Here is a 21,537-nt window from a genome sequence, read left to right as displayed (position 1 = left end):
AATACAATTTTAAATGGAGGTAAGTGTATAAATGAAAAAATATAATAACTTTTTATATGTTTTTCTAGCGTTAACTTTAATTCTTTCTACACCTGGATTATCCAACCTTGTAGTCAATGCATATGCTAGTGTGAACATCAATGATATAATAGGTGGGTATCTAGACGGAATGCCTTCACCGGGAAGCGGTGGAAATTCTTGGCCTTGGCCAAACCCCTATCCTGAACCATCTCCTGCCCCCGCACCAGCTCCCGCACCAGCTCCCGCACCAGCTCCCGCACCAGCTCCCGCACCAGCTCCCGCACCAGCTCCTAGTCCTGCTCAACAATTGCCTGCAGGATGTATTCAAGATAAAGTTACTAGAATAGGTGCCAGTGGTTATGATGGTAATACTGTACCCCAAAACGTACTTGACAATAACTTTAACACTCGATGGTCAAACTACGGGTCAGGCTCATATATTCAAATCGAGCTTGAGAAAAACGATATACTTTGTGCTGTAGATATTGCATGGCATCGAGGTGATGTAAGGATAAACAACTTTATGATTTCAACCTCTGAGGATGGTACTACCTTTACTCCTCTCTTTTCTGGCAGGTCCAGCGGTGATACTAATTCATATGAACCATATGTAGTTAATGATCCCAACTTGCATGCTAAGTACGTTCGAGTTACTGTAAATGGTAATACAGAAAATGATTGGGCTTCTATTTCTGAGATCCGAGCATTCTCTAAACCTTCATCAACTGATCCCGGTCCCGGTCCCGGTCCCGGTCCCGGTCCCGGTCCCGGTCCAGACACCAACCCAGGTCAATTGCCTGCAGGATGTATTCAAGATAAAGTTACTAGAATAGGTGCCAGTGGTGATGATGGTAACAGACCCCAAAACGTACTTGACAATAACTTTAACACTCGATGGTCAAACTACGGGTCAGGCTCTTATATTCAAACTGAGCTTGAGAAAAACGATATACTTTGTGCTGTAGATATTGCATGGCATCGAGGTGATGTAAGGATAAACAATTTCATCTTGTCCACCTCTCAGGATGGTACTACCTTTACTCCTCTATTTGAAGGCAAAAGCAGTGGGCAAACCAACTCACATGAACGTTATTTGATTCAAGACTCTAATTTGACAGCAAAGTACATTCGAGTTACTGTAAATGGTAATACAGAAAATGATTGGGCTTCTATTTCTGAGATCCGAGCATTCTCTAAACCTTCATCAACTGATCCCGGTCCCGGTCCCGGTCCAGACCCAGGTCCAGACCCAGGTACAGACCCAGGTACAGGTAACCAAACAGACCCCGGCACAGGTAACCAAACAGATGTGTTTGGCATAAAAAAAATTTATCCTGACAAACCAAACGGTGAAAAATGGTTCATGAATATGAATAACCCGTCTTCTGACAATAGGTTTGATCCCAAACTGACCTTGAAGAAAAATGCTGATGGATCATATAAGGTAACATCTGATAAGGTTAGGATGAATGTAATGACTAATTCCGGATATCACCAAGATGCTATTAAAACATATGATCAAAAAGAACTGTCAGCCCAGGGATACATGCAAGACATAAAAGATTGGAGGAATATAGAAATGACCGGATATGTTAAGATAAATTCGGCTTCGGATTCTGACTTTGATTTAACATGGTATTCTCGTGGTGGTCATCATAACTCGGATGAACCCTGTGAAGGAACCGCTTACAAAGGAGGCTTGTTCAAAGATGGACGTTCTCGTTTTGCTAAAGAACAATGGCATTCAGGAGGTTACTCATTTACACCTGCCCAGAAAAACATAGATTCTATCGAAGATAAATGGATAGGGTACAAAGCTATCATGTATAACACTGTCGTAAATGGTGAGCCTGCTGTAAAACTCGAAAACTGGGTCGACGAAAACAATAATGGTCAATGGAAGAAAGTGTTTGGTTATACGGATAGCGGCGGATTCGGTGAAGACGGTGATAGATGTGGGGGAAGTCCAGATGAATTGATTTCATGGGGAGGTCCGGCAGCTACATTCCGATGGGACGGAACTTCAAACGTCGATATAAAGAACCTTAGTGTGAGGGAAATAGCTGCAAATTAGTGCTTCTTTTCTTGCCTCTGTTTCTCTTCTATACCTTTCTTCTATACTTTTGTTCCTCATATGTTAATTAACAAAAAAATTATTAAAAAGTTATGTCGTTTATACGTTATAGGTTAATACGATTAAGAAGATTTACTTATAATAAGATCTTCATAATTACAAAGTTTTTACTATTTCTATACATTCGAATAAAAATGTTTTTTGGATTATATTGAAATAAACATGAAGATAATCTTAACATTCAATAAATAGTGACTATTCTATTTATTTATGGACTACCAAAAAATAATTGATACTATTTTTGAGCTAAATGAGGGTATCCGCTATGCTGGATTAATAGATGAAACCGGCTCTTTGATAGTTGGTGGAATGCGTCACGGAATTGATTCTATTGTTGATCAACCAAGCGAAGAATTGTATTTGACTCATACTGCCCTTAGAAAGTCTATGAGAGAAAGGTTTGACGATACTATGGGTAGAGCTCGTTTTGTATATGTAGAACGTGAGAAGTTATCATTGCTAACGTTTTATTTAGACAAGAAAATGTTGTTGATTACTTTAGAGCCTAACCTAGAGTCTCAAAACGTAATTGATTTGGCAGAAGATATTCTGGATATAGTTAGTGGAAATAAGGCTTAACACTCAATAGCCTATTTACCTTCTTTTTTAGAAATTTCTTACTCTACTATAATATTGTGCATCATTATCAAATCATCCTTAAATAACTCTAGTTCGCTGGGTATCTGTGTTTTTATAGGGTCTTTTAAGGAAAGCGGCTTATTTGTAACACTAGAAATGGTTTCCTTTTTCTTATTCCATATTTCTGAATTGAATTTGATAATGTGTTGTGTGGATGAAATAAATGCATCATATTCTTTCTCCACAGAGGGAATTTTTTTTTGCTCTGAAACCATCTCTCCGTCCTCATAGATTTTCTTCCACAGCTCGTATGTAATGAATGGAGAAATCGGTTCTAACAAAAGTAATATGGTTCTAAAACATTTATGAATTGTATATAGAGCTGATTTCCTTTCTTCTTCTGATTCATCGTTGTATGCTCTACTTTTTATCATTTCAATATAATGGGCGGCAAAAATATTCCATGTAAATTCTCTCAATGCATTAGCGGGGATAAAAAAATTCAATTCTTCATAACCTTCAAGACATTTTTTGGTCATGCTTGCAAGTTCTGATAAAATCCATTTATCAGTCGTTTTTAGCTCTTGAGGTTTATTGTTTTCATCAATTGTCTCAAAATTAGAGATGAATCTTCCAATATTCCACAATTTTGATAAGAATTTTTGTGCACTTTGGATTTTTTGCTCAGAGCATCTAAAATCATACCCAACATTTGTCTCACTTGCAGACCAAAACCTAAAAGCATCGGCACCATATTTTTTAATTATAGGGAGAGGGTCAATTACGTTTCCTTTACTTTTACTCATTTTCTCCCCTTTTTCATCAACTCCATACCCCATTATCCACGCACTCTGCCATGGAATTTGGTTCGTAAGGTACAAGCATCTTAAAAGAGTATAGTAAAGCCACGTTCTTACAATGTCTTTTCCTTGAGGTCTAATGGAGACAGGGTAAATTTTATTGAAAGTTTCTCTATTTTTGTAAAATTTCGTAATATAAAGAGGGGTTATGCTCGAATCCATCCATGTGTCAAAAATCTTCTTCTCTCCTTCAAACTTGTCATTATTACACGATATGCATCTATCAAATGGTGGGGTTTCATCCCAGGGTCTATAATATTTTCCAGGTTCAGGAAGGTTTGGTTTTTTACATTTTGTACAATACCATATCGGAATTTCAGTTCCATAAAATCTTCTTCTCGAGATAGGCCAGTCTATGGCAATTGAATTTATCCAATTTAATAGGATTTGTCTATGCATTTCTGGATAAAATCTTATATCTTTGGATTGTTCTAACAAATTCGACTTAAAATCAACTTGTTTTAGATAATAATCTTCCAAAGAAATAATTTCAATCTGGGTTTTACTTCTTTCACAAAGGGGAGTTCTATGGGAAATAATTTCAATTTTTTCTACTAATCCTTGCTTTTCTAGCTCGTCTATTATTTTACTTCTTGCTTCCTTTATACGTAAATTGGAAAACATCCCTGCAAATTCTGTTGTTTTTCCATTCATATCGATAGATCTAATTTCCATCAGACCCAATTCTCTGAATAATTGAACATCCTTTAGGTCACCATAACTACAAATCATAACTGCTCCAGATCCAAAGTCTTTGTTAGCAGAGTGATGTGGTCTTACTTTCACTTCTCTATTAAAGATCGGAATTCTCAAAGTCTTTTCTTGCATTTCTATATATCTCTCATCATCTGGATTCACAATTACCACTTGACATGCAAATAGGAGTTCTGGTCTGGTAGTGGCAATAACGATGAATTCATTACTATTCTCTAAGAAAAATTTTATGTAAACTAATTTCGTCTCAATATCTTCATATATGATTTCTGCATCTGCTATTGTGGTACCACAATCAATGCAGTAGTTGTTTGGTCTATTTCCAAGATATACTAATCCCTTGTTCCACATTTCAATGAATGTTGATTGAGTAAAAGCTCTGAAATCCGGAGAATCAGTCTGGTATTTCTGTTTAAAATTCGCACTTAAACCCAGGCTTTGGAGAATTTCTATAAATTCACTTTCAGTATCGTCAAGAGTTAGCTTACATAACTTCAAAAATTCTTTCCTTTCTGTATTTCTCATTCTGATCTTGTATTTTTTTTCTGTATGAATTTCCACAGGAATGCCATTACGATCCACGCCAATCGGAAAAATAACTTTAAAGCCCTTTAAGCGGGCAACTCTTGATATCATATCAATTTGCGAATAGTGAGCAGCTGCACCAATATGCCACGGTCTTCCTGATGGATAGGGAGGGGGTGTATCTATTACAAAATATTCATCTTTACTCTGATTAGTTTCAACGTTGTCATAAACATTATTAGCTTTCCATTCTTCTATGATCTTTCTCTCAATATCTGGCGACCATATCTTTTCTGTAATCTTTGAACTCAATCTTTAATTTGTAATACTCATTTATTAATTAGTTATTAACCTTCCTAGATGTCTTAATGAAAGTTCTGTACCCTTCTAAATAGAATTTTAGACGTAGTTTGAATCTTGAATAATTTTAGAATATAGTTCTATTGAAATGAAAGTGTCAGAATTTTATTCAATATTAGGTTTACCGAATATAAGAAAGAATATGAGCGCCTTTATTGACTCCCTCGTATATATATACACCAAGTGCTTGCACATTCTGAGGCATTTTATCTGCTAGCATTCTTATTATTTCTGTGGAAAGATTTTCCACAGTCGCCTCGCCTTCTAAAAGATAAGTTGTATATTTTGGAACTTTTAAATCAAAATATCCTTTTGGACCATCAAATTCAATAAAAAAGTGATCTTTATCTTCCTTCTTTAGATATTTTCTATTAATAAAAAATTTATGATCGATTTGATATAAAGCTTCTTTTATTAATTTTTTAGCCTCTGAGAAGTCGATCACTAGGTTATTCTTCATTTCCCCGATGATTTCTACCATGACAGTAGATGTATGACCGTGAATTATTGAACACTTTTCGACCAGCGGTAAAATGTGAGCATAATCAAAGGATAATGATGGGTCTTCGATAAATATGGAACCAACTTGTTTACTTTCTTTGTCAAACAGGAAGATGTTCTGCATCTCATTTATTTTGCCTAGGTAAGATGATCTTCCTATCGCAATCATATCTACAAATGGGAATTTCTCTTGAATGATTTTGAATTCATTCATGTCGGTATCGTTTTCAATTATTTTAATGAACTTATCTCCAATTTTAAAATCTATACTTAATTTTGAATCATTTAAAACATTATCGTAATTATATCGTATTTCTAGAAAGTCCAATAGTTTTGAGATTGAATAGCCTGTTCTATTCTTGATTAAGTTTTTGCTTTGACCTATGTATTTCAGATCTTTATCCAAATCTATTTTTATTTATTTTCTCTCTATTATAATTATTACAAATATATTCAAAGGTAACCCAAACGTAAAAGTGCTGATATCCGACGAATTAACCAAATATTTGTATTCTACGGTAGAAAAGTTCATAAAAAATTCTGATAAGATTGTAATTGCATTTTCTGGAGGGGTTGATAGTTCTTTATTGGCAAAAATTTGTAAAGATCTGGATAAACAAGTCTACCTAGTAACAATTGGTTTTGCCAATTCCCATGACCTTGTATTTTCTAAATCTATTTCCAATTCTCTCTCTTTGTCTATGAATCATATAGCTTATGAAATTAAGGAGGGAGACATCCTAGATGACATTAAGTCTGTAAAATCAAAAATATCTTGTAACATTCTTTCACACATTGAAAACTGTATTGCTTTTTATCAGATTAGTAAGATCATAAAACATCATGAATTAGGAGATTCTTTCCTTACCGCCAATGGTTTTGATGAGTTATTTTGTGGCTATGATCGATACAGATCATACTATCAAAATGGTGAAGACTCAGTAACCACTTACATGGAAGAAAAATTAGCCAATGAAGATCACATGATGAGAGAAATTTCCAATGTGATAGCAGAACTGAATATTAGATCATACCAACCATTTCTATCAAGAGCATTTATTGAATATGCAAAAACTATCCCTTTGGAATATAAAATAAAGGGCCAAGATGATTTGTTAAGAAAGCATATTTTGCGAGAGGTTGCAATGAGAATAGGTGTTCCAAAAGAAGCAGCCATGCATCCTAAGAAAGCTATCCAATACGGGTCTTTGATTCACAAGTATTTATTAAAAAATAAATTATCTTAAAAATACAACGTACAATCGTTGGTTATTAGTGTCACTAGTCTCTGAGTTGTGAATAAATAATTCTTGACTTTATTTCTTATTCCTTGAAATGATGGTCAAATGATGGTCAAATGATGGTCAAATGATGGTCAAATGATGGTCAAATGATGGTCAAATGATGGTCAAATGATGGTCAAATGATGGTCAAATGATGGTCAAATACCCTGATTTTGCTCTTATCGTATTTCGTGCTGTAATGGAGTTCTTTAATTATATGTGAATATTTATAGATTAGTATTACAAATGGGTCAAAAGGTTCCATCCGCTATCAAGAAAAGAGTAATAAGTGCATGGCTTGAGGCCAAGCCTCGTAATATTATTGCAGATGAACTTGAAATAAGCTATGGTAGCGTCTCAAACATTATTGTCCAAGCTAAAAGAGAAAGCATAAAAGATATGGACCTGCTGAGGACTGTTGCAGTTTTGTTGAAAAAGGACAATCTTGATCTGACTCGATTCGCTTCATCAATAAGGCTAAAGAATAGACTAAATGGTCTGAAATTAACCGAAATACAAGCGGACTCATTTCTTGAAAATATGGCTATACACTGTTTTAAGGAAGAAATTGATCCAAAAGAATTTCTATTTCAAATATACCAAGTATGCTCTATTGCTGAATATTTGAATATTCCAATTATGCAGTTGCCGGATTATTTAGAGGAAAAGGTTAAAGAAAATAAAGATCCAATAGACTAAAAGATGTAAAATCGCATTATTTTGCTAAATTCAACTTATTTTGATACGTCTTTCCCGGTGCATATGTGTGGTATCCAAAACCTGGCTTCATATTCTCTGAGAAGGTCATAATATACTGTTCTATAAGGTGGCAATTTTTTTGGAACTGACGGAGTCTTTACATCGTCACATCTTGGATAACCTACGTATACTGTCTATAGCTATTTATGTCACAATTGAGTAGAAATTTGTTCAATTATAACTTAAATGCGAAATTGATTATGAAATATTCGTCATATTTTAGATAATGCCCTTCCCTGTGAGAAGTTAATTCAAACCTCATTCATAGACAAAATTATCCACATTTTATTAATTATTATTGAAAACTCTAGCATCTGAAATAAATCGAATGAACTGGTTATCTCCTTTTATATGGGAAATTATCCTTGATCGACTATCATTTATACACTAAATTGACATATATCTCCCAGAAATACCTAAGTTTATTCAAATTAATCTATAAAATATAAAAAATATTTGATATGTTTAATAACTGTTCAATATTTTATTTCTTTGAGGGATATTTTGAATTATTTACAATAGTTGAAAATATTTATAAAAATTTTGGAAATGATACATTTTTCTATATAATTCTTATGTCCAAAAGGTTTAAAAATATCTTCTATCTAATTTAGCTCAATGAAGAGTAAACTAGCAATTTTTGCTTTGTCAGCTGTTCTAATGTCCGGATTAATTTTACTTCCTGGCATAAACATGAAATCACTTGCAATATCAAGTGAACAAAGTCAATTAACATTAGCCAATATGAATTTAGTTATGGGCGGAGCTTTCACACCGATCTCTACTGAAGAGGCATCTGAAAGTGAAGCACCAGTGAAAAATGTAACATTTGTTGCTATTGAGAAAAATCTCACATTACCAAGTGGTCAAAGTGTAGCCGCATTAACATGGAATGGTACTATCCCAGGACCAACTATTCGATTAACTCAAGGTGATATTTTGAATGTTAATATCATTAACCATCCAAATAATACATTGATTCACAGCTTGGATCATCATGCATCCACAATAAGTGCAGTTCCAAACTTTGGTCCAATTAATGTAAGCGATTCAAAGCAATATACCTTTGTTGCAAGTCAACCAGGAGTATTCAAATATCACTGTGAAGGAAATGCTGTTTTGACAATGGACCAACACGTCTTCCAAGGAATGGTTGGTATTGTGATTGTTGATCCAGTAGATGGTTATACAGGTTATGAGGGTGTAGCTATAGAGAACGGTACTAATGCACTAACAACAGCAGACGTATCTCCAGATGCTAAAGAAGTTGCATTCCAATTCTCAGAATACTATCTAGACCCATCGGGCCAATATGATTCCGCAGCAATGTTCGCTCATGCTCCAACTGCTTCATGGATAAATGGTATCCCATTTGGATATGATCCAGTAATTACCAAGACACCAAATGCAACAACATTGTTCTTTAAACAAGGCGACCACGTAAGATTCTTCTTACTTAATCACGGTGACCTTCCGACCAACTTCCACATTGTAGGTGAAATACTTGACAGAGTCACTGATGGTAGCATAGTTAGCGGAATTGGTAAACAAACATACACATTAGGTGGATCTAATGATGCAATTGTTGATGTAGTATTTGACCAACCAGGAGTTTACGCCTTTGTAAACCATGACTACTCACAATTGTTCAAAGGTCAAGCAGGATTAATCGTAGTTGATGGTCCAGACAATGGTACAAGCAACTTATTAGGCCTGACTGATGATGCAAACCCATCAAATGCAATTCCACCAACTGGTGCAAACAGCATTCCAGTGAATGTAAAACCATACATGCTTGGTACTCCATTAGCATGGAACGGTGAAAACACCACAACAACAGGTCAAAACACCACAACAACATAAACCACCCTTTTTTTTAATTACTTATATAAATCCGAAAAATTATTATTAAATTAAAACAAAAAAAAATTAAAGTTATTATATTATGTTATCTCGATAACTCTATCAATATCCTCTCTATGGTATTTAGCTTTAGCAAAGTATCTACATCACCCTTTCCTGCGAGAGCTTGATATATTTCAAATATGTTAGCTAATGCTTCTTTTATCTTTGCATTTTTATCAGTGTCCACGGCTTTTGCAGTTGCTGTCGTTGTTGTTGTTGTTGAGGTGTTATTTGGATTTGTAGGTGTCTCTAAAATATCCAATTGTGCGTTTACCAGCTGACTAACTGGATATATGGAATTACCTGCTACGAAAATAGCTATCATTACAACGGATAACTTGCCTAGATTATTCATATACTATCAATAATTTTTCTTATTATAAAAGTAATACCTTAGTTAGTAATTTAGAATGTATCATTATGATTTCAATTATGTAATATGATATTACTTTGTATAATATTCATTAAATACTATATTACTAGTGAAGATTCATAACTAAAATCCGTTAGTTTTCAATAATGATTCTACCTTCTTTGTTTTTGTCAAAAACCTTTTCTATCGCCATTCTTGAATCCTCAAGAGAATATCTTTTCCAAATTCTGGTTCTAATGTCTTGCCCTTTTGCCATCTCTACAAGGTTTAGTAAACCTTCAACAGATCCTCCAGTAGTACCTTTAATTGTAATTTGTTTGTTATACAATAGTCTGCCATCTATGAATAAGTTACCGCCAGTAAGTACACCAAATGTAATTATTTTTCCTAGTTTTCCAACTATCTCCATACCTTTGGCCCACGTCTTTTCTCCAAGTGAATTTATGACAACATCAGCCATGGCTCCATTAGTAATCTCTGATATTTTTTCTCTGAGGTTCTCGTCAATTGGTAAAACGTAGTCTACGCCATATTCCTTAATCCATGGTTTAGTAGAAAGTGATATTGTTACCGCATCAAGAATCTTACCAAATTGGGAACAAAAAAGGCCGGTATTGCCAGAACCACCAAATATCACAAGATTATCTCTTGATTTGAGTGTTGATTCTTGTATTGCATTGAAAGCAGTCAAGCCAGCTATTGGCAAACTAGAGGCCAGTTCCCAATCTAGTTCGTCGGGAATTTTTACGATATTTTGTTGAGGAACTGTAATATATTCTGCAAATCCGCCGTTTCTTGAAATACCTACCATTCCGGCATTTTCACAAAGCATTTGATGATTATTTATACAATATTTACAAATTCCGTCAAATATTCTATTATATATTATAACTCGATCACCTTCTTTAATTGTATTATTTACTCTCTCGCCTTTGCTTTTTACAATCCCCGATATTTCAGAGCCGGCTATATGAGGATACGGATTTATTTTCATTGCTGGGCCGTTTACTCCGTGTATTCCGGTTATAGTATAATAGTCAATGGGGTTGACACTAATACACTTAGTTTCTACCAAGACTTCATTTTCTCTCATATCTGGTAATTGGTAATCACCAAAGATCAAATTTTCAATGCCTGGCTTATTAAAGAAAAGAGCTTTCATATTTTATTTCAGTGATATTTTATCTATAATATTTTTTTTGATTTCTTATTGTTGATATTTAGTAAGTAATCATCTTTTAGATTGCATCAAAATTTAAAAATGCGATGAACAGTAATTTTTGTTAATGAACGCCTATCTTATTTTTATGCTAATATTAGTTATCGGGTTTTCCGTAGTTCAAGTTCCTTATGGATATTCGCTTAATAGCAGTAGTAGTAGTTCTACATATTACGAAAAAAATTGTAGAAACGATACCTGTGTTGTGACTACCTGTAACAATGGTCAATCCTGTCATACAGGTTTGTCTGAAAATTCCACAGCTAATACCACTCAATCTCAATTGACAGATAAGGGAAGCTTTGAACCTCAATCTCAATTAACAGATAAGGGAAGCTTTGAAACAAAGAAACTGGAATTCAAGAATTTTTGGGAAAATTTCTTAAATTCCAATAGGTAAACAAAAAGAAAGATAATTTATCATTTTTTTTATTAGATCGAGATACTTAAAATCAGGTACTGTTCTCCGATTAATTTTTCATTATCCTAAGTGACTGAAATGGAGTTACTACAATTGCAATATTTTTTCCTTAATTCTAACTTCTACTTTGGCAACCAATCACTATGTAGAATAAATCAGCATAATTTTCTACACATTCGAAGGAATCAAAATTATAAACCTTAAATATTGTATGTTTTAAAATCTGTTAATCAAAAAATCAAAATTTTATGATAATTTTATTAATCTATCCATTTTGATTGAAATTTTTAAGCAAAAAAGGAAAAACTTTATAATCTACTATAAACCTTTTGTGACCGTTGGCAATAGATACTGGTGATACGACGTGGATGTTAATCTCCACAGGATTAGTATTTTTGATGACTCCTGCTCTGGGTTTTTTTGAAGCAGGGTTAATCAGATTAAAAAATTCTTTGTCCGTTATTATGCAAACTATGACGGGAATGGCGTTACTATCAACCCTTTGGTTCATAGTAGGCTTCACGTTGGTGTTTGCACCGGACGTTAATGGAATTATAGGGGACCTTCAGTGGTTTTTCTTTAACAATGTACCATATAACGATTCGGTTGTTTGGGCCCCCACAATACCTGGAGTTAACTTTGCTACCTATCAAATGATGTTCGCAGTCATTACTCCTCTACTGATTACTGGCGCTTTTGCAGAACGTATGAAATGGAACGCTTTTTTCATTTTCATAATAGTATGGAGCCTTGTAATTTACTACCCACTCGCCCATTGGATATGGGGTGGCGGTTGGCTGGCAAAGATAGGCGTCTTTGATTTTGCAGGAGGTATCGTTATCCATACAAGTGCGGGTATGGCGGCGCTAGCGTCGGCTTTGGTCTTGGGTAGACGAAAAGGATTTGGTCCAGAAATTATGGTGCCTCATAATCTTCCACTTGCGGCTATAGGAGCTACTCTTCTGTGGCTAGGGTGGTTTGGTTTCAACGCCGGTAGTGCTCTAGCATCAGGAGCCCTTGCTGCAAGTGCCCTGCTTGCCACACAAATAGGAGCATGTACTTGTGCACTTGTTTGGATCCTACTAAGTTGGAAGAGGACTGGAAAGCCTACCGTTAGCGCAGCAATAAATGGTGCAATTTCTGGGTTGGCTGGAATAACTCCAACAGCTGGTTTCATTACAGGTCAATGGGCATTCGTTTTAGGTATAGTATTGGGCTTGGCATCCTATTACGGAATTGTACTGATAAAGGAGAGATTAAAGATTGATGATGTTTTGGATGTAAGCTCTGTTCACGGAATTACTGGAATAATTGGCAGCTTATGGATAGGCCTATTTGCGACGCAGGCAATTAATCCAATTGGTCCAAACGGTTGGCTATATGGAAATCCAATGCAGTTACCAATCCAGGCTTTAGGGGTTGGAGTTGGTGCTCTAATGGGATTTGTTGGAACATTTGTAATCTTAAAGATTCTAGACTATACAATAGGGATTAGAGCTAAGGAAGAAGAAGAGGACTTGGGCCTGGATATTTCGTATCACCAGGAGGTGGCTTATGAAAATAAATGATCTCACTTTTTGATTTTTTATCTTCATAAAATCCAATTTTGTTTTTTTTAATAAATTTCTTATAAATTATTTTACTAAAATGTATAATTATATCTTAACATATTGTTTTTATAGTATTATATTAAATTTTAAACTGATGTCTAATTCATTAGCAAATCACAAAAGTATTGTGCTGCTTTCTGCAACTCTATTTGCTGCTACTTTGTTACTTTTTGGTGCCTATTCATTTAATGGCATAAACGCACAATCATTAGAAAAAATTACTATAGGTCTAAATAATGCTACTTTCGGACCTTTAACTTCAAATCCATCCCTTAATCAAGTAAAACTTTTGGTTGACTATCAAACCAAGGATCTTTCGTTAGTGGATTCCACCATTAACGGAAAAATGGAGGTGTTTGCAGCTAATGGAACTCTAATAAAGACTTCTTCCTATCCAAACGGCTTTACAATAACTGATGGTGGGATTATCCAATTTGCTACTTCATTTGCTGACCCTTCTCTAACAAATGTAAAAACAAATGTCACTCTAACTGATTTGAATAAGACTGAAACACTATCAAATACGTTATCGTCAGACGTCGCATTAACCCTTTGATTTAACAATTTTTTTTATTTTTCGACAACTATGTACTATTATATTTAATTTATGATAATATTTTTATATAATTAATAGATAATTTTGCCATATAATTGTAATACTTTTAATCATGTTATGTCAAACATAGCAAATTTATCAAAGAATGTTTAAATTGCATATCTAACAAAATTAGGGAGGCCTAATGTCATTAGTATTAACGCCATGTCTAATTTTTAGTGCTTGTATTCGAGGTAAAAGAATGTGGTAAAACTACTTGCAACTTTTATCCTACTATTGTTGATCGCAAATATATCAATTTCATCTGTAAATAATGTTCTAGCTCAAAATTCTACTTCTATTGAAAATCCTACAGTATCAAACGAGGATCTATTGCTTTTGAATATTAATTTAAATAGAATAGATACGCAACTTGATATCCTATTAAATAAAATAAATAATAATAACAATTCTCTTTTATTCGAGCACGCTTATATTCCTCACTCTGTAATTTATCCATCGACTAAACCTATTGCGATTGCAGTTGATGAAGAATTGGCTAATAATTTGGAATCTAACCTTACTGAAGTCGGAATACAATCTCGTGCTGATCCAAATTCTCCTGTTATTCTTGCTGACATAACCGACTCTAAAAACATAATCAATGATTTTTATTCAAAATTGAAAGATACACTTCCTGCACAAGATTTTTCAATTCTTGAATCTCAAACCATGTCATATCTACTAAGAGATGCTTCAAATTCATATGGGTTATATTTGAACACTTCAAAAATTGCCGACGCTGATGTTGCAAAATTTGCCATGATAGATTATGAGAATACAAGAGGATTGATGAATCAATCAAATATAATTTTTGAAATATTAAAACCAAATATGACCGATGCAAAATCTAATGAGATAGAATATTTTATCACAAATTTGAATACAATAATAGATTCCAAAAGCGATAATACACCAGAGTTTTCAAGAATAGTCTCTGCAATAGAGAATGATCTGAATGAATCTAATAATATTCGTATGCCAAGTACATCTAGCACCGTTGATCCATCCCTCCAGGCATATTATGATAACATAGATATTCTACTAAATAATGCAATTTCCTCCATTCAAAATGGTAATTATCTTGCTGCAGACAAAAATGTATCCTCTGCGTATTTAGATAATTTTGAATACCTTGAAGCCCCAATCGAGGAGGTAAATTCCACCTTAATGTTGCAAATAGAAACAAATATGAGAGAAAATCTGCGTGCTTTAATCAAAAATCAAACCTCACTTGCTGACATTGAATCTTACATTTCTAGCATTAAAGCTGATCTGCAAGTTTCCAAACAATTGCTAAGTACCCCCAATGCAGCACAGTCAAACAATAATTTTACCTTGTCCTCTTCTTTTGTTACGAATACTGCCAATATTGATTCTCTAAAACAAGGGTTTGGAGTTTACACGGGAGAGAGGCGTTCTATGGGCGAAGCCTCGGAAGATTTCAAGGGTCAGGTTCGTAACGATATAGATACAATCAGACTTAAACTGGATGAGGTAATAGCTATCTACAATCAAAATGATACTTCTCAAGCACTAGCAACCGCTAGATCTGCATATCTTGACAGTTATGAAAATATTGAAATACCATTAAGACCAATTGATCCAGATTTTACTCTCGAAATGGAAATAAAATTTGCTGAATTACGCAACCTCATTTCATCAAATGCTCCATCTAATGAGGTCGTTTCCAAGATTGCAGACCTTAAAAGTGGATTAGATGAATCCGAACGGTTTGTTTCAGGTATCGGGGTAGTTGCACCTGCTATTGCATTTTCTTCATCATTTTCAATTATTTTTAGAGAAGGTTTGGAAGCTGCCTTGATACTTGGTGCCATTTTGACATACTTGGAGGCATCTCGAAATGAAAAGTTCAAAAAGCATGTATACGCTGGAATTGTACTTGCTATAGCACTGACTGCTGTAACATGGGTTATTGCTCAATTTATAATAGAAATATCTGGGGCACAAAGAGAACTTATTGAGGCTATTGCTGGCATCGCCGCAGTAGCTGTGCTATTCTGGGTCAGCTTCTGGGTTCTAAACAAGATTGAAACTAAGAAATGGATTGAATTTGTTAAAGCTAAAGTCTGGCAAGCAACGACTACAGGTAGTTTTATGGTATTTATTTTGTTGGCTTTCTTTACTGTGTATAGGGAAGGCTTTGAAACAGTCTTGTTTTATCAAGCTCTATTTTCTTTTGCAAAATATATGGAGATATACGTACTTGCAGGGTTAGTATTGGGTCTAGCTGTAATAATTGCAGTTGTCTTCATAATTCGAAAACTGGGAAGGAAATTACCATTAAGAGTTTTGTTTGGACTTACTATGGCAGTTGGAGCTTTTATGTCAATAACCTTCTTAGGTAATGCAGTACGTGAATTTCAGGAACTTGGATGGATTTCTACTACTCCTATATATAACATAGTACCTCGATTAGATATTAATGTTGCAACGATGACTGGGATCCACCCAACAGTAGAAACCGTGGTGGCTCAACTCATCTTACTTGCAATATATCTGGGTGGGTCTCTCTATATTCTATTTATTCAACCTAGACGACAACAAAAGATAGCCTCGATGAGAAAGTCCGTGGCCGAAAAAGATAAGAAGGAACAAAAGGGGGGATAAAGACTTCTAATATTTACTATATTTATTATAAAAAATTAATAAAATTGATAAAGTAGTTATATTTGGTAATTTAATATTCTCTTGTTTGATTGATATACCGGACCTTTATTCTGTTTATAGCAGTTCAGGTTACATTGGTATATTTTTAATCAGCTTTATAGGTAGTATTATTCCATTCATTCCAGTCCCATATTTTCCCATCTTAGTCACTTCAGCCTTAGATAAAAGTCTGGACCCCAACCTAATTGTTTTAGTGAGTACTATTGGGGCAGTTCTGGCCAAAACAATAATCTTTACCGCAAGCTATTATGGTAGGAACATCCTAAGTAAAAAGACAAAAACCAGGATGCTTCCTCTTCAAAAACTATTAGGCAAATATGGTGGCATAGGAGTTTTTGTGGCAGCTTTAACTCCTATACCAGACGATCTGGTATATATCCCCCTCGGGATTGCCAAATACAGCCTACCTAAATTCGCGATATTTACATTCGCAGGCAAGTTTATTCTAGGGGCAATAATTGTATGGGGAACCGTATTATTGGGCAGACCAATAATGGAAAGATTCCTTGTTGTAACGGATTATAATAATGAATATTCGACTATTTTGATTTCTATATTAACTATACTACTATTAGCTTTGGTATTATATTTTACATTTAAATTTGATTGGGCCAAAATAATTGGTAAATGGTTTCCCTGGGCTATAGATAATTCTGACGGAGCTTCTGACGGAGCTTCTGACGATGACCCAAAAAAAAATAACTAGAGTATCTATTTAGATAACATTTTAATATAATTTTCTTCACCTAAATTATTTTCTAATGTTTAATAACAAAAAAATACCATATATCATGTCTAAAAATGGATAGTGACTCAAATATTGATTTCAATGTTCTGTTTAAGAAAAGTTATAAAGAACTTGGGATTAATTGGCTTGATAATTTAGAAAGTGATGATGACTATATGACTACTATAATGAAGGATTTTCACACTTTATTTCCAGATATTAAGGTTGTAAATCCATATATGATTTTGTTGAAGACGATTACTTTTATCATACAGAAAAATACCTTTGTATTACAAAAGAGCGATGTATACGATTTTTTTATTATGTCATACAAGTTTTTGATAGATCATTTGATAAAAAAACAGGTCAATTCTATTCCATTTACTTTGTCTACTTTCGACAATGTTGTCTTTGAAATTTGTAATGACTTCCTTCATACCTATGATACTTTTGACAAAAATATGAAAATTCAGTTTCCTAACTTACTTGTGGATGTCCTTTGTATAATATTTTTCAAGTCAGATTTAGATGGCAAAAAGGTATCTCTTTTTCAGTTAAAGACTTACTATGAGTCCAAAAAGTCATCTTTGCTAGAGCATGCTTATTCTTATCCGTCAAAAGAACTAAAATTTTTGCCAGAAAAATCTATCAAAAATTCAAAAGAACCGATTGATAGTGTAGATACTGTTAGGATGCCTTCGACTATGAAAAATACATATACAGATGTTAAACGAGACAATTCTCCATCCTATGCTTCTGAATTAGTAAACACTGATTACATGACAGATGAAATGGTATTAAGATTGGCACAAATTGTTCAAAGAGATCCTGATCAAGTCAAAAAATCTTTATCTGTATTGCCTGAGAAAGAACTACAAAAGTTACATGACATTTGTAATAATTATAATAAAATTCTTCGATATGATAAGCTCATTGAATTAAAAGATTTTAAAACAGAAATCGAATCCGAACTTGGTCGTTCCTTATCTGATAAACAAATTCGACATTCACAGATTTCAATCAAAAAGGTCCAGTTTTATATAGAAAACATTTTGGATGGTAAATTCGAAACACATTTGACCCATGGAATTAATCATGTTAAACATAATTTTGAATATGGTTATAGACTAGTTGGCCTAATCAGTAATACAAAATCCAAGAATAGAAAAAACATTTGTTAAGATCTATACAAATGATTTCCTATTTCCTATTTCCTATTTCAGTTGTCATGATTTTGATACTTGACCATTGAAAAGCAAATTTGTATCATACCATTGCAAAAACAAGGTGACCCCGAATGTTCTTTTAAAATAAAATTGTGTTGTTGACCTGGGTTCAATGGATCAGGGTTTGTGATTTAACTATTAGCGCTAGAGGAATTTTATGTGTCGACTTTAAATACATACTAGTCACATAGAACTAAGGTTTCTCTCATTCTCTCATTCTCTCATTCTCTCATTCATTTTACATCCTTGAGCTTTATGGTATTATTCAACATCTTATCATAATCGATAACGATTTTATGGAATTAATTCGATTGATTTCAAATCTTTCTTTACTGTCAAATACTTTTGTGATTCTTTTAAGCCATTATGGCAAGTGCTCTTACGGGTGACCCAGAACAGTTCTTTAATTTTAACGGTAATGCCACAAAAGTAAATTTTTTATTCAGTAGTCTATCTAGGTTTGTCAGATTTTCTATTATTGGAATGTCATTAGCACTAAAAATTCTATGCGAATTAAAGTCATGATCGATAGCGGGATCAATACTGGGACCATCAATTCCTACCAAATTAATCTCGGCTTCTGCCAGATATTTTGCCCCTGCTTCTGATAGTCCAGGGTTTTTATTGAAATAAGTATCCAAAGCTCTGTTCAATACCCAATTCGTGTTGATCAATATGGTATCATTTTTCATAATGTTGTATTCCCTTAGATCATCTACTTCGATCTTTTCGTCATCTTCTTTTTCAATTTTTAATACCTTGATATTTTTGTTAATTATCAATCTGTTAAGTGGAATTTTTTCTACCGTGTTGCCGTACTTTTGAAAGTGATACGGAGCATCTACATGTGTACCTACATGTGTACTAGAAAACAATACTTCTGAAGCATATTTGTGATTGTCGAAATTTGACCACTGTAAAATGTTTACTTTTGGTGAGTCTGGAAAAACTTGAATAGATTCATCAATTTCCAAGGTTAGATCGATTATCTGCAATAGTTCTCACAAGAGGTTTTCAATGGTCCTATTTAGCATTATTCATAATTTCTAAAATAAACCTGGATTTTTTTCTGAATAATTAGATGAAGACCCTACTTGGGTACATTAAATTTCTTATTTTGGTGAATATCTTTAAAAACAATACTACGTAACCTTTTAATTAATTCGTGTTTTATTTTTTCTGTTGATAAGACTTGTGTATAACATTAAACTGTTGTTTTATTCTTTCGCAATCATTTTAATACTATTATCTTCAAATTATTCTTCCGTTTATTTTTCTTATGGAGCTTACTCTAAAGCTCAGCCCTCCCCAGATGGACCTACAATCAATGATGATAGCCTAACAGTTGAAAAAGTTACTTCCGATTTGACATTTCCAACTAGCATGACTTTTGTGGGAAATAATGATATATTGGTTACTGAAAAAAATACTGGGAGGGTTATGAGAGTATTGGATGGTCAGGTACAAGATAATCCCTTACTTGATCTATCTGTGGCCTCAAAAATCGAACGCGGATTATTGGGGATTGCTGCTTCAAATCACTTGGATGGAAAAATTTTTGTTTTCTTGTCCTACACTGAATCTGGAAATAATGAGGATGGTAGTGATGTTTCCAATAATATCGACCCATTAGGAAATAGACTTTATCGTTATCAATATGTGGACGGTAAATTAATAGATCCTGTCCTCCTTTTGGATTTGACTGCAATTCCAAATAATCTTAATCGAACTGATCATAATGGAGGTAAAGTAACAATTGGACCGGACAATAATGTCTATATGATAATGGGGGAAGTAGGAGGTCATAGGACTCAAGCACAAAATATTGGAAATGGTCCAGCACCTAATGGCTTAGGCGGCGTTCTCAGAATTTCTCAAGATGGTGGATTAGTTGATGATGAACCAATCTTTGGTGCTGACTTGCCTTTAGGTGTATACTATGCAATGGGTATTAGAAATAGCTTCGGTATCGATTTTGATCCTATGACTGGTAATTTATGGGATACAGAGAATGGTCCTACAGCAGGCGATGAAATTAACCTGGTTTTTCCTGGCTTTAATAGTGGTTGGTCCTTAATTCAAGGATTCTCTAACGATGATCTGTTGGGTAACGGGGCGACACCAAATGATCTTGTGAGTTTTGGAAACGGAAAATATGCAGAACCCAAATTTGCTTGGCATATTCCTATAGGTCCGACTGCACTAAAATTTTTGAATTCAGATAAGTTGGGTAAAGAATATGAAAATGATATGTTTGTAGGTGACATTAATAATGGTAATTTATATAGATTTACTTTAAATGAAGCACGCGATGATATTGTTATAAATAACACGAATGTAGGGGGTGCAGCTGCGTTAGCTGATAAAAAAGTGGACAATCCTGTTGAAAGTATCCCAATTACGTTTGGACAAGGTTTCGGTGGAATTACCGATATCCAGGTGGGACCTGACGGGTATATGTATGTCCTAAGCTATACAGGGGATTTGTACAAAATATTGCCCACCTCACAAAGTACAATTCCAAAAACTCAATCTCCATCATCACAATCTGGTGTTGTACCTGAAGGTTCTATCCTGGTAACAATTAATGGCATCAGCGGTGACAACTCATACGCACCAAATCCAATTACTATAAACTCAGGTGATACAATTACATGGTATAATGCAGATACCATATCGCATACTGCTACTTCTGGCTCAGACAGCGATCCTACTGAAGGTCAATTGTTTGATTCGGACGCTATACTTTCAAAACAAGCGTTCAGCTTTAAATTTGATAATAAGGGTACTTTTGATTATTATTGTGTTTACCACCCATCGATGGTTGGTGAGATTGTAGTAAAATAGCAAGAACCTACTATACGCTTTTGTTCGTATTAATTTATCTATTTGGAATTAGATTTTCTATAATGCTAGAATTTGGAAACAACTTCATTTTTTATATAATAACAAAAACTAAACTGGTTTAGATATGACTGGGTTAAAATATATTTTAGTATAATACTGCTTATTCAAAGTATCCAAATATCCCAAT

At 34.1% G+C, this 21,537-nt stretch carries 17 protein-coding genes; 12 read left to right on the top strand and 5 right to left on the bottom strand.

Annotated features, from left to right (window positions below):
* Positions 1–31 precede the first annotated feature (31 nt).
* Positions 32–2,095, top strand: coding sequence for a discoidin domain-containing protein (locus AAGU22_RS14480; RefSeq protein WP_458719817.1), 2,064 nt, complete (start codon positions 32–34; stop codon positions 2,093–2,095).
* Positions 2,096–2,365: 270 nt separating this feature from the next.
* Positions 2,366–2,734, top strand: coding sequence for a DUF6659 family protein (locus tag AAGU22_RS14475; RefSeq protein ID WP_458719816.1), 369 nt, complete (start codon positions 2,366–2,368; stop codon positions 2,732–2,734).
* 38 nt (positions 2,735–2,772) lie between these two features.
* Here the strand turns inward: AAGU22_RS14475 and AAGU22_RS14470 are convergent, their stop codons facing one another.
* Together AAGU22_RS14470 and AAGU22_RS14465 are read right to left on the bottom strand one after the other, a co-directional pair.
* Positions 2,773–5,145, bottom strand: a complete 2,373-nt coding sequence (locus tag AAGU22_RS14470) for a valine--tRNA ligase (RefSeq protein ID WP_458719815.1) — start codon at positions 5,143–5,145, stop codon at positions 2,773–2,775.
* A gap of 169 nt (positions 5,146–5,314) precedes the next feature.
* Complete coding sequence (locus tag AAGU22_RS14465; RefSeq protein ID WP_458719814.1) at positions 5,315–6,100, bottom strand: 6-pyruvoyl trahydropterin synthase family protein; 786 nt, start codon at positions 6,098–6,100, stop codon at positions 5,315–5,317.
* 70 nt (positions 6,101–6,170) lie between these two features.
* On the opposite strand from AAGU22_RS14465, the gene AAGU22_RS14460 reads away from it, so the two are divergent.
* From AAGU22_RS14460 to AAGU22_RS14450, 3 genes are all read left to right on the top strand, one after another.
* Positions 6,171–6,941 carry an asparagine synthase C-terminal domain-containing protein gene (locus AAGU22_RS14460; RefSeq protein ID WP_458719813.1) on the top strand — a complete coding sequence of 257 codons (771 nt, stop codon included), beginning with the start codon at positions 6,171–6,173 and terminating at the stop codon, positions 6,939–6,941.
* A 255-nt stretch (positions 6,942–7,196) separates the two neighbouring features.
* Positions 7,197–7,676: a hypothetical protein gene (locus AAGU22_RS14455; protein WP_458719812.1), complete on the top strand. Its 480-nt coding sequence runs from the start codon at positions 7,197–7,199 to the stop codon at positions 7,674–7,676.
* 678 nt (positions 7,677–8,354) lie between these two features.
* Complete coding sequence (locus tag AAGU22_RS14450; protein ID WP_458719811.1) at positions 8,355–9,599, top strand: multicopper oxidase domain-containing protein; 1,245 nt, start codon at positions 8,355–8,357, stop codon at positions 9,597–9,599.
* 85 nt (positions 9,600–9,684) lie between these two features.
* Here the strand turns inward: AAGU22_RS14450 and AAGU22_RS14445 are convergent, their stop codons facing one another.
* Both AAGU22_RS14445 and AAGU22_RS14440 read right to left on the bottom strand, forming a co-directional pair.
* Positions 9,685–9,996, bottom strand: coding sequence for a hypothetical protein (locus tag AAGU22_RS14445; protein ID WP_458719810.1), 312 nt, complete (start codon positions 9,994–9,996; stop codon positions 9,685–9,687).
* A 151-nt stretch (positions 9,997–10,147) separates the two neighbouring features.
* Positions 10,148–11,176: an alcohol dehydrogenase catalytic domain-containing protein gene (locus AAGU22_RS14440; protein ID WP_458719809.1), complete on the bottom strand. Its 1,029-nt coding sequence runs from the start codon at positions 11,174–11,176 to the stop codon at positions 10,148–10,150.
* Between the two features lie 124 nt (positions 11,177–11,300).
* On the opposite strand from AAGU22_RS14440, the gene AAGU22_RS14435 reads away from it, so the two are divergent.
* The 6 genes from AAGU22_RS14435 (at position 11,301) to AAGU22_RS14410 (ending at position 18,458) form a co-directional block, all read left to right on the top strand.
* Positions 11,301–11,633 carry a hypothetical protein gene (locus AAGU22_RS14435; RefSeq protein WP_458719808.1) on the top strand — a complete coding sequence of 111 codons (333 nt, stop codon included), beginning with the start codon at positions 11,301–11,303 and terminating at the stop codon, positions 11,631–11,633.
* A 359-nt stretch (positions 11,634–11,992) separates the two neighbouring features.
* Positions 11,993–13,222: an ammonium transporter gene (locus AAGU22_RS14430; RefSeq protein WP_458719807.1), complete on the top strand. Its 1,230-nt coding sequence runs from the start codon at positions 11,993–11,995 to the stop codon at positions 13,220–13,222.
* A gap of 136 nt (positions 13,223–13,358) precedes the next feature.
* Positions 13,359–13,820 (top strand): hypothetical protein, encoded by a 462-nt coding sequence (locus tag AAGU22_RS14425; RefSeq protein ID WP_458719806.1) that lies wholly within the window; start codon positions 13,359–13,361, stop codon positions 13,818–13,820.
* Positions 13,821–14,063: 243 nt separating this feature from the next.
* On the top strand, positions 14,064–16,490 hold the full coding sequence (locus tag AAGU22_RS14420; protein WP_458719805.1) for an FTR1 family iron permease: 2,427 nt from the start codon (positions 14,064–14,066) through the stop codon (positions 16,488–16,490).
* A gap of 85 nt (positions 16,491–16,575) precedes the next feature.
* Entirely contained in the window at positions 16,576–17,256 is a 681-nt protein-coding gene (locus tag AAGU22_RS14415; protein ID WP_458719804.1) for a YqaA family protein, read from the top strand.
* Positions 17,257–17,351: 95 nt separating this feature from the next.
* A complete protein-coding gene (locus AAGU22_RS14410; RefSeq protein ID WP_458719803.1) occupies positions 17,352–18,458 on the top strand; it encodes a hypothetical protein in 1,107 nt (368 codons plus the stop codon).
* Positions 18,459–18,859: 401 nt separating this feature from the next.
* Here AAGU22_RS14410 and AAGU22_RS14405 read toward each other — a convergent pair whose 3' ends face one another.
* Positions 18,860–19,498 carry a cyclase family protein gene (locus AAGU22_RS14405; RefSeq protein ID WP_458719802.1) on the bottom strand — a complete coding sequence of 213 codons (639 nt, stop codon included), beginning with the start codon at positions 19,496–19,498 and terminating at the stop codon, positions 18,860–18,862.
* Between the two features lie 199 nt (positions 19,499–19,697).
* Here AAGU22_RS14405 and AAGU22_RS14400 point away from each other — a divergent pair, with 199 nt between their 5' ends.
* Entirely contained in the window at positions 19,698–21,350 is a 1,653-nt protein-coding gene (locus AAGU22_RS14400) for a PQQ-dependent sugar dehydrogenase (RefSeq protein ID WP_458719801.1), read from the top strand.
* The last annotated feature ends 187 nt before the right edge of the window (positions 21,351–21,537 follow it).

Source organism: Candidatus Nitrosocosmicus sp. R, assembly GCF_054408505.1.
Note: the sequence above shows the minus strand (reverse complement) of the source record. Positions and strands in the feature narration are given on the sequence as shown.